The sequence below is a fragment of the Methanocella sp. genome (genome assembly GCF_035506375.1).
Taxonomy (GTDB): domain Archaea; phylum Halobacteriota; class Methanocellia; order Methanocellales; family Methanocellaceae; genus Methanocella.
The window spans coordinates 26,006-39,553 of record NZ_DATJPM010000075.1 but is presented as its reverse complement, the minus strand read 5'-3'; the positions used below and the strand labels follow the sequence as shown (position 1 = coordinate 39,553).

Genomic DNA, 13,548 nt, shown 5'->3' with positions numbered 1-13,548 from the left:
GAAGGCTCCCCGGGGAGCCTTACCCCGCTAAATCTTATTTTTATCCGTGATTATTAAAGAATTTAGATGTTTGTTATTCTATTGTTTATGCTATAATCGTCGTTCACCGATTTGTTTCTCGTCTTTGCGACTCACGTACGGCCCTCGGTTTTTAACACGAAGACCAGTGGTTCCGTGTTTGTTTTATAATCGTTTGTCCTTTGTTTGTTTTCGTTCGCTGATTTGTTCGGTTTTTTCAACACGAAATCACGAATTTTTTTATATCCCACGTAAGGGCACGAACCTCTCTAAGGTGTATGCTTGAGCGTCAAAACACGAAACAACCTCTCTAAGGCTCGAACATCCCTAGTAGAATGAAACACGAGGGAAAGCATAACTATTAAAGTCATGCCGTTCTCGTGTTTCAATCCTTTAGCGCTTTAGCGCCATTGGAGATGTTGTTTCGTGTTTTAAGCGCCAGGCATGGGCCTTAGTGATTTTAGTGCCCCTTACGTGGGATATAAAAATTTTCGTGCTTTCGTGTTGAAAAACCGACGAGCAGTACGAAAGTCGAAAATAGGGCAAAGGACCACTAAACAAACACGGCACTACTGAAGACACTAAACTCTTTTTAGATTTACGAACACAAAAACAGTAAGACACTGTAAACACAATCAAACCACTCGTGGTTAAGGACACTCCAGGATGGCACAAGAACCATAAAAGAAAAAAGGGCAATAGCCCTTAAGCAAATTTAAGCCACAAGCATTGGCGAGAACGGGTAGGCCACCTCTAAATCGTTGATCTGCGCATTCTCGGCGATCCCCTGCTCAAAGTGCGTCCTCGTGATGCCCTGCTCCGCCTGCGGTATGCCCCAGGCGCTGCCGTCAAATCCGGCTCCCTGCACAGCATCCACCGTCACGCCAAGATTATAGCCCAGGTCGCCCTGCGTCACGGCGCCCAGGCCCCCATAGCCATACGGGTATCCGGCCATGGCCGCCAGGTTATAGTCCGCGCCCCACGTGACAGACACGTCCAGGCCCGCCAGGCCGAAGGCGGAGTTGCCGACGCCGATGTTCTTCCCGAAGTCGAAGTTGATCGTGTCGCCGAGGTGCTTGTTGAGCGCGATGCCCGCGCCGAGGAATTGTGCACCGCAAGGGACGGATGCTAAAGACAGGCATATAATAAGGCTGGCTGCGATGAGCAGCGCTCGTATCCTCTCCATATTTCCCCTCCAGAAATAAGGTACTCCCGGCCCTTACTAAAACATTGGGCAGAAAATAAGCAGTTATTTCGCCTTATTATGCGCTTTTTATTACTGGACAAACCATTAAAAAAAGTAAAAGCGGGTCATTCGTATGGCAGGAACAGCTTATCGAACTCGCTCAATATCCTGCCCATTTCCGGGTCGCTCTTAGACTGGATACTCAAGATCAGGTAGTACGAGTTTTGGAGCGTGATGGCATTATTTTCTACGTTCCCGAGGCCCCGGTTTTCCAGGTCGAAGATGAGCTCCCGAACACGCCGGTCGTAGCGTAACAGCAGGTCCTTTGCATCCTCGACGTTATCGGGTAACACGTGATATCCCAGGAATTCGACCGACCTGAGAAGGTGCCCTGCCAGGTCCGCGGCCGGCATCGACAGTTGCCGGCGGTTAAAGTCGGGCGTATCCATGAGGATACGCCGGGCGGCCGCCCGGTAGTACTTTTTAACGATACCGCCCTTGACCTCCTCGCGCACGAGCCTGACCAGACCATGCTTTTCCAGCTCCTTCAGGTAATAATATGCCGACCCGGGATTCATGTTCAGCGCCCGGGCAATATCGGAAATGGAAAGCTCTTTCTCCATTACGAGCTTCAGGACCATGTTATGCTTTTCGCTAAATATCAGCCGTATGTCCTGCGGCTTATCAACAATAAGTACGTCAGGCATCCCGTCGGCCGGCCTCGCTTTAACTGGCATGAGCAGATGTTGGATACGAGCATATAAATCATTTCTCGCCAGACCGTCCAACTGTCGGCCATCGTAAGCGTATAAGAGCAAAAAGTATCTACCCATTAAGGTAGTATGGTGTGCACCAGATGCAATGGTTTAAGGCAGGTGTTCGCGTTGAGCAAATCCAGTAAGCGGCGACAGGCATCGGCGGAGCAACATCACGGCCTCGCTAAGGACGACAGTAATAGGATAACCTGGATCATCGTCGGAGTCGTGGTCGTTTGTATTTTCATAGCTGGTATCTGGTTATTCATGAACAGGACGGTCAACGACCCGATAGTAGGCACCTGGACGGACAATAATAATTACTGGGCTTATGCCTATTACAGCAACGGCTCGATACTGGAGATGGGCTGGTATATGCATAAGACGGGAGATAGTGTTTCGTATGTGCCCGTATTCATAAATGGAACATGGACCGCGCTTGGTAACGGCCACTATTCGGTCATCCCGGACAGCGGTCAAAATGCCACGACATACGAGACCGTGATAAGCGGAAATAATATGACCGTCCTGAATATGTCCAGCAGCGCGACGCATAAGATATCCGACGTGCCGGACGTCAATCTTTTAGACTTTAAATATATTACTTAGAAGGCGGAGCATGCCCCAGGAAAGGTTTGGCCGCCAATATCTATTTATCCGGGCGCTCACATTATAAAGTAAAGTTGATAATACTAAAGTTTATTTAAGTAACGGTGGGCCAATGGATAAAAAGCTCTACAGGTGGGCGATCACCCTCGCCGTTTTATTCGTGCTGCTATTATGCGTCGTCGTGGTAGCGACGGCGGTCGGCCCAGCCAACATCAGCATCGATAAGGTCGCCATGATCATTATTTCGGACACAGTCTCGAAGATACCGTATCTCTCCGATCATATGCATATTACAAAGACCTGGACGGACGGCGAAGCCGGCATCATCATGCTCGTCAGGCTGCCCCGGGTCATCCTGGGCCTGCTCGTCGGGGCGACGCTCTCCGTCGCCGGCGTCGCGGCGCAGGCCACCTTCAAGAATCCGATGGCCGACCCATATATCCTCGGCGTCTCCTCGGGTGCGGCATTTGGCGCCGCGGTCGTCATCGACTTTGGGCTGTCCGCGGTGTCCGTGGCCATACCGATGCTCGTCATAACGCTAAATTTTGGCGCATTACAGCTTGGCGCCTTCATAGGGGGCCTCGCCGCCGCTTTCCTCGTCTTAAACATCGGGAGGACGGGCGATAAGTTCCCCATCGAGACGCTGCTCCTGGCGGGCATCGCCATATCGGCATTCTTCTCCGCTATGACCTCGTTCTTAATGTATATTGGCGGCCACACGCTCAGCCAGGTCGTTTACTGGGTGATGGGCGCTCTGTGGAATAGTAGCTGGAACGACATCTGGCTCATGCTGCCCATGGCGCTCATCGGCAGCATTATCATATTCGCGTTCTCCCGCGACCTGAACACCTTGCTATTAGGCGATGAGGCGGCCTCGCACCTGGGGACGAACGTGCATTTGCTCAAGGCGGGCATGATGGCCCTCATGTCGCTGATCACGGCGGCCGCCGTCTCGGTGAGCGGCATCATAGGCTTTGTCGGGCTGGTCACGCCGCATATCATGCGCCTCATCGTCGGCCCGGACCACCGTATACTGATACCGTCCTCCGTCCTGGCCGGGGCGATGTTCCTCACCCTTGCGGACACGTTCTCGCGGATCATCATCCAGCCGACCGAAGTGCCGGTCGGCATTATCACCGCCCTCATCGGGGCGCCATTCTTCATATACCTCCTATCGAGAAAGAAAAAGAGCGTGGCATAGCATGCTGGATATCACAAGCCTCTCTTTCAACTATGGCACCGTAAAAGTGCTCGACGATATCACGTTTAGCGCCGATAAGGGCGAATGTATAGGCATCATCGGCCCCAACGGCTCGGGCAAGTCCACGCTGCTTAAGACGCTCAGTAAGATCCTAAAGCCGACCTCCGGCAGGGTCGTCATCTGCGGGAAGGAGCTGGAGCGCTATACGCCGAAAGAGCTGGCCAGGCACATGGCCGTCGTGCCCCAGGACACGAACATGGACTTCGACTTTACCTGCCTGGAGGTGGTCCTCATGGGCCGGAACCCGCACATGGGTCGGTTCGAGCTCGAGGGCAGGAAAGACATGGATATCGCCCTGGAGTCCATGATGCTCACCAACACCTGGCACCTCCGGGAAAGGCCTTTCTCCGAATTAAGCGGAGGCGAACGGCAGCGCGTCATTATCGCCAGGGCGCTGGCCCAGGAGCCGTCTATATTGCTTCTGGACGAGCCCGTCTCGCACCTGGACATCAACCACCAGATAGAGATCCTGGACCTGGTAAAGCGCCTGAAGGACGAGCGCGGCCTCGTCGTCATCGTCATCCTGCACGACCTCAACCTGGCGGCCCGCTACTGCGACCGCCTCATTCTGCTGTCGGAAAACCGGATACTGGCGACGGGCAGCCCGGAAGATGTGCTGATACAGGAGAATATCCGCAGGGCGTTCGGCGCGAACGTCATGGTAAAAAAGCACCCTGTAACCGGCTACCTGTACGTGACATTGCTGGACGTGCCGGGAGCCGCCGGCCCCTCCAACGGCCGCACCGTGCACCTCGTCTGCGGCGCAGGCACGGGGACTCAGCTCATGTACCTGCTCCGGTCGCATGGATATAACGTGACCACGGGCGCCCTGAACGTGCTCGATTCCGACTACGATACCGCCCTGCAGCTCGGCATCCCCGCCGTGAGCGAGGCGCCGTTCTCGCCCATAACGCCCGAGGCATATGCGCAGGTCGTCGGCCTGATGAAAAAAGCTGACGTTATCGTGATCTCGGATGTGCCGTTCGGCTGGGGCAACCTGAAGAACCTCGAAGCCGCCCTCGCTTCCGGCAGGCCTGTGATCATGGTCGAGAAGAACGATATTAATGACTTTACGAACGGAAGCGCGACCGCTATGGTCCAAAAGATCAGGGATAACGGGGGACTGACTGTGAAAAATGGAGAAGAATTAATCGAAAATCTTGAGAAAAAATTGCTGTGTTGAATATGCCCTTTTAAGTCTCGGAGTGTACGGAGGCACTATTTTTCACCACAAAGGCACGAAGAGCACGGAGGCTCACAAAGTCTTTTTTATAATTAAGAGACAAAGGACACAGAGCCGCTTTTTGAACTTATAAGATACAAAGGATATGAAGGCACAGGGGCAAAAAGTGCTCTTGTTCATTCCACGATGCCCTTGTATCCTTCGTACCCTGACAGCCAATGAACCGGCTTTGTGTACTTTGTAACTTAATTTAAAAGGAAAACTTTGTGAGTCTCCGTGCCATCGTGCCTTTGTGGTGAAAATAGTGCCCTCCGTGCCCTTAAAAAGCTTAAAATACGGGAGTAATTCAACACAACAAAATTATCATAACTTTTCACATATTGTACTATTCGAATGGCATTATAATCTAAAAGATATAAAACCATCATTTACCATAAGATGACTGGCGTAAGCATCAAAAAGCGCCGCCCTGAAACCGATATCCTAATATAATCTCAAATCCAATAGTCTTTAACTTTTCACTAAGGGAGGAGTATAATGAAGTACAACAACGTAGAGATCGATGATACTTATGCAGAGGCGTTCCCGGTCACCGTGTCCAGGGTGTTGATCACGGCGGCGACCGAGTACTATGCGAAAGTCGCGGCGACCGAGGCTACCGGGTTCGGTACCTCCGTCATCGGGTGCCCGGCGGAAGCTGGGATAGACTGCTTCGTGCCGGCGGATAAGACCCCGGACGGCAGGCCAGGATACGCGATCATGATCGTCCAGATGGGCAAGGATAAGCTCAAGGAGCAGCTCATCGAGCGCATCGGCGAGTGCGTGTTGACCGCCCCGACCGCAGCGGCGTTCAACTGGCTCCCCTTCGAGCGCATGGAGGACAAGACCCAGGAAAAGAAGCTCGACGTCAAGCTCCACTTCTTCGGCGACAAGTTCGAGTACCAGACGAAGGTCGGCGACAGGAACGTCTGGGCCATACCCATCATGAACGGCGACTTCATCTGCGAAGAGGAATACGGCTATAAGAAGGGCGTTGGCGGCGGCAACTTCTTTATCATGGGCGAGACCCAGGGCTCCGCGCTAATGGCTGCACAGGCCGCTGTCGACGCAATAGCGCATGTAGAGGGCTGCATCACCCCGTTCCCGGGCGGCATCGTCGCATCCGGCTCGAAGGTCGGCTCAAAGTACAAGTTCATGAAGGCTTCGACGAACGAAAAGATGGCTCCCAGCCTGAAGGGCAAGGTCGAGACCCAGCTTCCGCCCGAGGCAAAGGCCGCGTACGAGGTCGTCATCGACGGCGTCGACGAGGCCGCTGTCGCGAAGGCCATGACCGCAGGCATCAAGGCCGCCTGCCACGTCCCCGGCGTTGTCAAGATATCCGCGGGCAACTACGGCGGCAAGCTAGGCCCCTTCAAGTTCGAGCTCGTCAAGCTGCTACAGTAAGCATAAGGCGGGCAAATCACGCCCGCATTCTCTTTTTATAGGGCGGCTTCTGGAAATATTTTAATGGCCATTGTCGCCATGTTCAACGATAAGACTCGCCCAGGGCGCCCTATATGTTTAATTTTCGAGTTATGCCACGGTAGCCCTGTAATAAATTTTCATCGTTAAAAAAAGGCCTGGCACTGATGTCAACTTTAATATTTTCACCGTTTTTATGCCGCAGGAAGCCGATCACCGATGAGAATGAATCTGGTTTTTCTCGTATCGCCGTCATCGCTTTCCTGATGCGCCCGGCATCTTCAGGCGGCATCAGGTCATATGGTGTCCTGCCAATCGTCTCCTCCGGATTCAAGCCCAGGATATCTACGATCTGCGGGCTAACGTAAACAAACCGGAGGTCCTTATCTGTCTCCCAGATAATATCCGAAACATTTTCCACGAGTTCCATATATTTTTCTTCGCCCCGGTCCCAGGAGGTCCTCAGGTCGACCATGTTCGATATATCGCTGATATAGCCCTCTATGTCGACCAGTTCTCCATCGGGCAGGAAGATGCCCCTGCCCTGCTCGTTCACCAGGCGGATACTGCCGGAGGCGGTCACGATGCGGTAAGTAATATTAAATTGCGCATTATGCTCGATAGCCCGCTCGATCTGGTCCCGGATCTTTTTTCGGTCCTCAGGATGTACGATGTCCTCGTAGGATATCTTTTTATTGTCCGTGATATCTGCAGGCTCGTATCCCATGATGTCGCGGCAGCCATCGCTGATGAAATCCATGGTCCAGAACTTGTCGTTCTTGCACCGGTAGACGACGCCGGGCAGGTTGTCGATGAGCGTTGACAGGGTACGCTGGCTCTCCTCAAGCTCCTGGTTCAATCGGATACGCCGGTCGATCTCCCCGATTAAGGCCATATTGGCGACCTCCAGCTCCATCGTCCGGTCTTTGACGCGGACATCGAGCTCGTCCCGAGTCTTCCGCAATTCCTCTTCCCACCTCTTCCGCTCGGTGATGTCGTGGGAATAGCCCAGGATGGAGGCGACAGCCCCGTTCTCGATGATCGGTATCAGCTTCACGTTCCACCAGGACTTCTTATCGAGGAGCGTGACCCCGGTCTCCGTGACCACGGACTTTTTTGTTTCAATGACCTGGTGGAGCGCCGTTTTAATATTAGCGCTGATCTCCGGGGGATACACCTCATCGAGCCCCCTGCCGACGAGCACGTCCTGCGTCTGGCCTACGAGTCGTGCCCCGAGGGAATTGACATATTTTACCTTCAGATCGCTGCCCACGATGAATATGACGTCTTCGGCAGCCTCCGCGAGTATACGGTAGCGCTCCTCGCTCCTCTTAAGCTTACTCTCTAGCTCTTTAAATGGTGTGATGTCGTAGAAAGTCACGATAATGGCAGGCTTGTCCTTGTAGACGATCGTCCCGAAGTCCACGCCCAGCTGCCGGGACTCTCCACTTTTCGAAATGATGGTGACTTCCTGGTTGACCTTCTGCCGGGACCCGGCCGTCATCATTTTGTCCATAATATTCATCAGACTAGCCGGCAGGCCTTTTTTCAGGTCATCGGCGGAAAAGATATCTTTCGAATTCAAGCTATAAAGTTCCTCTATCGAATAGCTCAGGATGCGCTCGGCCGCCCGGTTGGCGCTCACGATCTTCCCGCCCTGGTAGATCACGATACCTGCGTTCGTCGACTCGACGAGCGTATGGAAGTTCTCCTCGCTTTGTCGCAGTTCCCGCTCGGCGAGCTTTCCTTCCGTAATATCCTTGTAGATACCGCTGAGCATGTAGCCCTTGTCTGACTTTATCGAGAAGAGGGCGAGCTGGACGATACAGACCGACCCGTCTGGCCGCAGGATCTCTCGCTCAACGACCTTTCGGTCCAGGGCAGAGGTCCCGGTCCTCAGGTAGTCGAGGATGCCGGCCTTTTGCTTCGCCTTGAGTTTTTCATTCCCGCCGGAGTAGATGATATCCGTATCCCAGACGGGCCTTCCAATGACCTCTTCGCGCGGGATGCCGATGATATTCTCAAGCGACTGGTTGCACTCTATGACACTGCCCTGCTCGTCCATGAGCACGACGCCGTCGAGCATCTGCTCGATGATGCTCCGGAGCTTGAACTCGCTGTCCCGGACGGCGTTCTCGATCTTCTTCTTTTCCGTGATGTCCTCGAAAAAGATGGCGACGCCCTTCTCGCCGTCGTCCATGACCATTGGTATGAAACGGACGTTAAAGTATGATTCCACTCCTTTTTTCTTGTAGAGCGCCTCGCTGGATGACTCCGTGCCTTCCAGCGCTTCCTTCACTTTTGGCATGATGGACGGATCGAACTCGATGGTGAAGGCGAACTTTTCAAAGTTCTTATACATCATGTCGCCCCGCTCGATTCCCGTGAACTCGAGGAAATGGTCGTTGACGTTGATGACGTTGAGCATTTTGTCCAGGACGATGATGAACCCGTAGGAAAGGCTCAGCATTGCTGATAAGGGCAGGCGCTGGGAGAGATAATAGACCTTGGAGGGGCCGAAACTTCGTACGTCAACATGGCCGGACATGACCAGCATTTCCAGGTACTTCGACACTGACTGCCGGTTCATGTTGACCTCACGGACGATATCCGTGACATTCATGCCCCTCGGATTACTCTTAAGGATCTCTTTAATGCGCGAGAGGATGTTCCTGTCCATCTCCATATTAACCGATTAATAGAGCATCAGGGGCCATATAAGCTTTGCTAACCATCATTAATTATCATTTATGCTAGCATACATTGGCTAACACTAAGCGAAAGTTATAAATATGCAGCAAGCCCATGTACTTCTTGTTATGCCCCCCTAAAATGAGAAGGGCCGTGTACTAACATGGTCCCTCTCGTTTTAATATCTATTTTAAAAACAAGCCTTCATATCTTCCTTCATATCTTGATTGTGGACAAATACTCAGATATCCAAAAATCGGGAAGAGCCTAAATAATAAATGATCCGGCCGGTAAACGCCGGTCGGTCTCGTTTCATTCTTCCAGGGATATGGCGTCAGTGGGGCACGACTCTGCAGCTTCCTGGCAGTTACACTGGGTGCTGCATCCGCCGGGATTGGATACTTCAGCCTTCCCCTCATCGTCCCAGACGAAAACGTCAGGGCAGAGATCCACACAGTTACCGCACGATATACATAGCTCCTTATCCACTTTCGGGACCAAATGACTCACCGAATGACTTTGTTTTTCGCGTGTATTTAAAACCTGTTCGCCGATACAATTAAAAGTCCGGCCATCGTACATAGATAAAGATAATATTATAATAATATCCTTTTAGGGTGCTAATCCATGGACGAGCATATCATTGAGGCGCTGGGAAAAACGCGCATTAAAATAAAGAACGGCAAGGTCGTAGAGGTCGGAGAGCCTATGTTGAGCTATTGCCCCATTTTCGATAAGTTCCGGGGCATCAAGCACCTGGATAAGAAGTCGATCCAGGAGAACATCCAGTTCCGCATCGACGACTTCGGCATGTGCACGCCCAATAGAAAATTGCGGATGCGCGACTACCTGTCCTTCGGCGTCTCCGAGATCATCAGCACTGCCATGGAGCTGGGCATAATGGACGCGACGGTCATGGTCTGCGAGGGCTGCGGCACGCTCGTCATCACCGACCCTGAAATGGCCCAGGGCATCGGCGGGCGCGTATCCGGCCTGGTCAGCACGACCCCTATACCTGAATTGATCGCGAAGATCGGCCCGGAATACGTCCTCGACCCGAAAACGGCCAGGATGGACGTCGTAGCCGGGGTAAAAAAAGCCATAGCCATGGGGTTCAAGAACATCGGGGTATCGGTGGTCTCGGCAAAAGCGGCCAAAGAGCTGAAAATGCTCGAGAAGGAGCATGGCGTGAACGTCTACGTGTTCGTTGTCCACACGACCGGCATGTCGGAGGAAGAAGCCCGGGAGGTGTTCAAGTATGCCGATGTCGTCACCGGCTGCGCCTCTAAGTATGTCCGGCAGCAGGGAATGGAGAGCGGCGCCTTCAAAGTAGGGGACTCGGTGCCCGTGTTCGGCGTGACGGATCGCGGGCAGCGCCTCATCGAGGAGCACATTAAATATACCGGTAAGAAGATCGAGCACAAGCCCGGCGCTAAACAGCCCGACCGCCTCATATGAGCCGCGATAAAGACGAAGGCGACTATTATGAAAGCCTCAAGTACTTCGATTTTTTTAACCGCTTCCGGAACGCCTCAGACATCGTAAAGCAGCACCAGTCCCCGTTCCTGAAATATTTCGAAGGCTGCAGGAGGGTGGTCAGCCTTGGCTGCGGCCGCGGCGAGTTCATCGAGGCGCTGGGCGAGCGGAACATCGGCGCCTTTGGCATCGACGTCGATGAAGAGATGGTGGACTACTGTAAGAAGCGAGGGCTGGAGGTATATAAGGCCGATGCGGCGGAATATTTACGGCAGATGGATGATGGCAGCATCGACGGCATATTTACCGACGATTTCGCCGAGCACCTGGACACGTCGTATCTCATAAAATTGCTGAGGCTTTGCGCCCGTAAGCTGGAGAAAGGGCGATATATGGTTAACGTCACCGTGAATCCCTGCTCCTGGGCCGCCTATTCGGGCATCTACCTGCTCGACCCCACGCATAAGCGCCCGATACACCCCGAGAGCATGCGCTTCTACATGCTCTCCGCCGGCTTCGGGGACGTGGATGTCGAGCTCATCACCTTTCGAGACAACCACAGCAGGCTGAAGAAGGTAGAGGTACGGCCGGACATGGATGCCGATGCGAGACGGATAGCCGAGGCGTTTAACCATAACGTCGACATGCTCAATGAAGTCGTATTCGGCCCCGAGAACTACGCGGCCATAGGAAAAAAGTAACCTGGTCTAAAAATTCGTTGTGCTGTCAGGGAGCGTCGTTTCGCTGATGTAAATTCTTGCTTTATCCTATGCATTATTGGAGTGTCGTAGCACACAGGGGCACAATGACACAGGGTTTCACAGTGTTTTTATTAAAGATGTAGACACTGGGGGCACGGCTAACGGGTTTATACTCTCCTGGGGCACGGGGTTGGTGGAGGCATAGTCGACGATAAACCATTATCGTTGTTTATTAGTCAGCATGCCCCTGTCTTCCCTGTGTTCCCAGGTAAGTCAATAAACCGGGTCCCGTGTACCCCGTGCCTCAAATTATTAAATAAAAACCCCGTGAAACCCTGTGTCATTGTGCCCCTGTGTGCTACGACACTCCACGACGGCAAAACGAGTACGATAAAATGTTTATAAAGCGTTTATCGACCCCAAAACGGGTTACCCTTACGCTTAATCGCCACGAACTCCATGAGCGTCTCGAGCTCGTCCTGGCGAATAGTATTCTTCAGCTCGAACTCCAGGACCTTACTGTGAGACTCAGGCACGTCGACATAGTAAATGTCGCCCTCGTTGATCTGTCGCCCGGCGGTAGGCCCTTCGATCGATATGGCGACCTCTTTACCCTGTGTGGCGAGGGCGATGTTCTCGTTCCTTTCCTGGATCTGCTTGATCTCGCCCACCTTTGAGCCATCAGGCTTTATAAGCGTCACGCCGGGCTTGATGCAGCCACCCAGGACATGCACGCCGATGACGGCGGGCTTGCTCTGCCGGAACGTGCAATTAGGAAGATAGCGGACCTTGCCCGGGCGGACTATCTCCTCGAACCGCTTCTTCTCGGCCAGGTCCTTTTGCTCTTTTTGCCACTTATCGTAATCCTCGATGAGCTTGTAGATGATGTTATTGTTGAAGGTCTTGATGTCCGACGTCTGCAGGTAATCCTTAGCGTCCGCGAGCGTCTGGACGTTAAAGCCTAAAATGACCCGGTTGAGGGTGCCAGGCAGCGTCTCGGCGTTCACCACGTCCTTGCGGGCGATATCGCCCACTTCGGCCATGGCCACCTTGATACCGGCCTCCCGAAGCTCGTTGATGATGGCCTCGAGGCTGCCCAGAGTGTCGGCCTTGACCATGATGCCCGTCTCGTCCGTCACGATGCGGGCTTTTTCCAGCTCGCCTTCGACTTCCTCGATGATAGCCTCGACGTTGTCTTCCTTCGTCACGCGCAGGGGCGAGCCGGCCATGGCGTTTTCCAGGCCAGGCGCCAGGATCTTTACGCCGGCGGCCGCCGTAAGCTTCGGCACCCGATCGAAGCGCTCCTCGACCCTGATCTCCCGGTTCGGCGCCGGCTTCAGAAGAGCCCGGACCCTGGTGACGACAGGCTTATCCTTGCCGCCGATGACCACGGTATCGCCGACCTTGATGACGCCGTCGTAGAGGATCATATCGATGGTGAACCCGAGCCCGCGCTCCTCCTTGACCTCGAGCACTGTGCCCACGCCCGGCCCCGTCACGGTCAAGCGCAGGTTCTCCTCAAGGAAGCGCTGGGCGAGCCCGATCAGGACCATAAGCAGGTCGGGTATGCCCTCGCCGGTCTTCGCGCTGATGGGCACGATGCCGACGTTCCGGGTAAAGTCCCGCACCCGGTCATAGCGGTCGGAGCTGAAGCCCAGGTCGGATAAATTACCGACCAGCTCATATGTCCTGGTCTCGATGGCCGTCTTCACGTAGTCCGGCTGTTTGTCATAGCTGAGAATGAAGGGCGCGTTCTTCGTCGGCGTCCATCCCTGCACGCGGTCGATCTTATTGGCGGCCACGACGAAGGGCGTCTTAAACTGCTTTAATATTTTTATTGCCTCGATGGTCTGGGGCTGAAACCCCTCGGTGATATCGACCACGAGCACCGCCAGGTCCGCCAGCGCGCCCCCGCGGCTCCGCAGGGTAGTAAAAGCGTGGTGTCCGGGCGTATCGATAAAAAGAAGTCCGGGGATGATGACGTTCCCCGACATTAAATTCCCGCACAGGGCCCTGATGGTGCTGAGCGGCACCTCGGTGGCCCCGATGTGCTGGGTGATCGCGCCGGCCTCCTTGTTTACAACGGCTGTTCCCCGTATTTTATCGAGAAGTGACGTCTTGCCGTGGTCTACATGGCCCATGACGCACACGATAGGCGTCCTGAGGTTCTTTGTTTCGGTGGCCGTCGCCATAAAGGCTCCCGCAGC

Annotated in this window: 11 protein-coding genes; 6 read left to right on the top strand and 5 right to left on the bottom strand. The window is 53.8% G+C overall.

Annotation, left to right across the window (positions count from 1 at the left end; genetic code table 11):
• Window positions 1–733: 733 nt before the first annotated feature.
• Together VMC84_RS10230 and VMC84_RS10225 are read right to left on the bottom strand one after the other, a co-directional pair.
• Window positions 734–1,204: a hypothetical protein gene (locus VMC84_RS10230; protein WP_325380274.1), complete on the bottom strand. Its 471-nt coding sequence runs from the start codon at window positions 1,202–1,204 to the stop codon at window positions 734–736.
• A gap of 125 nt (window positions 1,205–1,329) precedes the next feature.
• On the bottom strand, window positions 1,330–1,941 hold the full coding sequence (locus VMC84_RS10225; protein WP_325380272.1) for a winged helix-turn-helix domain-containing protein: 612 nt from the start codon (window positions 1,939–1,941) through the stop codon (window positions 1,330–1,332).
• Window positions 1,942–2,088: 147 nt separating this feature from the next.
• Between VMC84_RS10225 and VMC84_RS10220 the strand changes: the two genes are divergently transcribed.
• The 4 genes from VMC84_RS10220 to fhcD all read left to right on the top strand — a co-directional run bounded on the left by VMC84_RS10220 (window position 2,089) and on the right by fhcD (window position 6,455).
• Window positions 2,089–2,568, top strand: a complete 480-nt coding sequence (locus VMC84_RS10220; RefSeq protein WP_325380270.1) for a hypothetical protein — start codon at window positions 2,089–2,091, stop codon at window positions 2,566–2,568.
• A gap of 112 nt (window positions 2,569–2,680) precedes the next feature.
• The gene (locus tag VMC84_RS10215; RefSeq protein ID WP_325380268.1) at window positions 2,681–3,769 is read left to right on the top strand and encodes a FecCD family ABC transporter permease; all 1,089 of its coding nucleotides are present in this window, start codon (window positions 2,681–2,683) and stop codon (window positions 3,767–3,769) included.
• Window position 3,770: 1 nt separating this feature from the next.
• Window positions 3,771–5,012 (top strand): heme ABC transporter ATP-binding protein, encoded by a 1,242-nt coding sequence (locus VMC84_RS10210; protein ID WP_325380266.1) that lies wholly within the window; start codon window positions 3,771–3,773, stop codon window positions 5,010–5,012.
• A gap of 537 nt (window positions 5,013–5,549) precedes the next feature.
• Complete coding sequence (gene fhcD, locus VMC84_RS10205; RefSeq protein ID WP_325380264.1) at window positions 5,550–6,455, top strand: formylmethanofuran--tetrahydromethanopterin N-formyltransferase; 906 nt, start codon at window positions 5,550–5,552, stop codon at window positions 6,453–6,455.
• Between the two features lie 109 nt (window positions 6,456–6,564).
• Here the strand turns inward: fhcD and VMC84_RS10200 are convergent, their stop codons facing one another.
• Together VMC84_RS10200 and VMC84_RS10195 are read right to left on the bottom strand one after the other, a co-directional pair.
• Complete coding sequence (locus VMC84_RS10200) at window positions 6,565–9,159, bottom strand: PAS domain S-box protein (protein WP_325380262.1); 2,595 nt, start codon at window positions 9,157–9,159, stop codon at window positions 6,565–6,567.
• A gap of 317 nt (window positions 9,160–9,476) precedes the next feature.
• Window positions 9,477–9,674 (bottom strand): ferredoxin, encoded by a 198-nt coding sequence (locus tag VMC84_RS10195; protein ID WP_325380260.1) that lies wholly within the window; start codon window positions 9,672–9,674, stop codon window positions 9,477–9,479.
• Between the two features lie 117 nt (window positions 9,675–9,791).
• Here VMC84_RS10195 and VMC84_RS10190 point away from each other — a divergent pair, with 117 nt between their 5' ends.
• Complete coding sequence (locus tag VMC84_RS10190) at window positions 9,792–10,622, top strand: methanogenesis marker 8 protein (protein WP_325380258.1); 831 nt, start codon at window positions 9,792–9,794, stop codon at window positions 10,620–10,622.
• Window positions 10,619–11,341, top strand: coding sequence for a class I SAM-dependent methyltransferase (locus VMC84_RS10185; RefSeq protein WP_325380256.1), 723 nt, complete (start codon window positions 10,619–10,621; stop codon window positions 11,339–11,341). The genes VMC84_RS10190 and VMC84_RS10185 overlap by 4 nt, the downstream gene beginning before the upstream one ends.
• Before the next feature lie 410 nt (window positions 11,342–11,751).
• On the opposite strand, the gene infB is transcribed toward VMC84_RS10185, so the two are convergent.
• The gene (infB, locus tag VMC84_RS10180; protein ID WP_325380254.1) at window positions 11,752–13,533 is read right to left on the bottom strand and encodes a translation initiation factor IF-2; all 1,782 of its coding nucleotides are present in this window, start codon (window positions 13,531–13,533) and stop codon (window positions 11,752–11,754) included.
• Window positions 13,534–13,548 lie beyond the last annotated feature (15 nt).

Coding starts and splice junctions, on each gene's coding strand:
- VMC84_RS10230 (WP_325380274.1), bottom strand. CDS start 1,204: ATGGAGAGGATACGAGCGCTGCTCATCGCAGCCAGCCTTATTATATGC.
- VMC84_RS10225 (WP_325380272.1), bottom strand. CDS start 1,941: ATGCCAGTTAAAGCGAGGCCGGCCGACGGGATGCCTGACGTACTTATT.
- VMC84_RS10215 (WP_325380268.1), top strand. CDS start 2,681: ATGGATAAAAAGCTCTACAGGTGGGCGATCACCCTCGCCGTTTTATTC.
- VMC84_RS10210 (WP_325380266.1), top strand. CDS start 3,771: ATGCTGGATATCACAAGCCTCTCTTTCAACTATGGCACCGTAAAAGTG.
- fhcD (WP_325380264.1), top strand. CDS start 5,550: ATGAAGTACAACAACGTAGAGATCGATGATACTTATGCAGAGGCGTTC.
- VMC84_RS10200 (WP_325380262.1), bottom strand. CDS start 9,159: ATGGAGATGGACAGGAACATCCTCTCGCGCATTAAAGAGATCCTTAAG.
- VMC84_RS10190 (WP_325380258.1), top strand. CDS start 9,792: ATGGACGAGCATATCATTGAGGCGCTGGGAAAAACGCGCATTAAAATA.
- VMC84_RS10185 (WP_325380256.1), top strand. CDS start 10,619: ATGAGCCGCGATAAAGACGAAGGCGACTATTATGAAAGCCTCAAGTAC.
- infB (WP_325380254.1), bottom strand. CDS start 13,533: ATGGCGACGGCCACCGAAACAAAGAACCTCAGGACGCCTATCGTGTGC.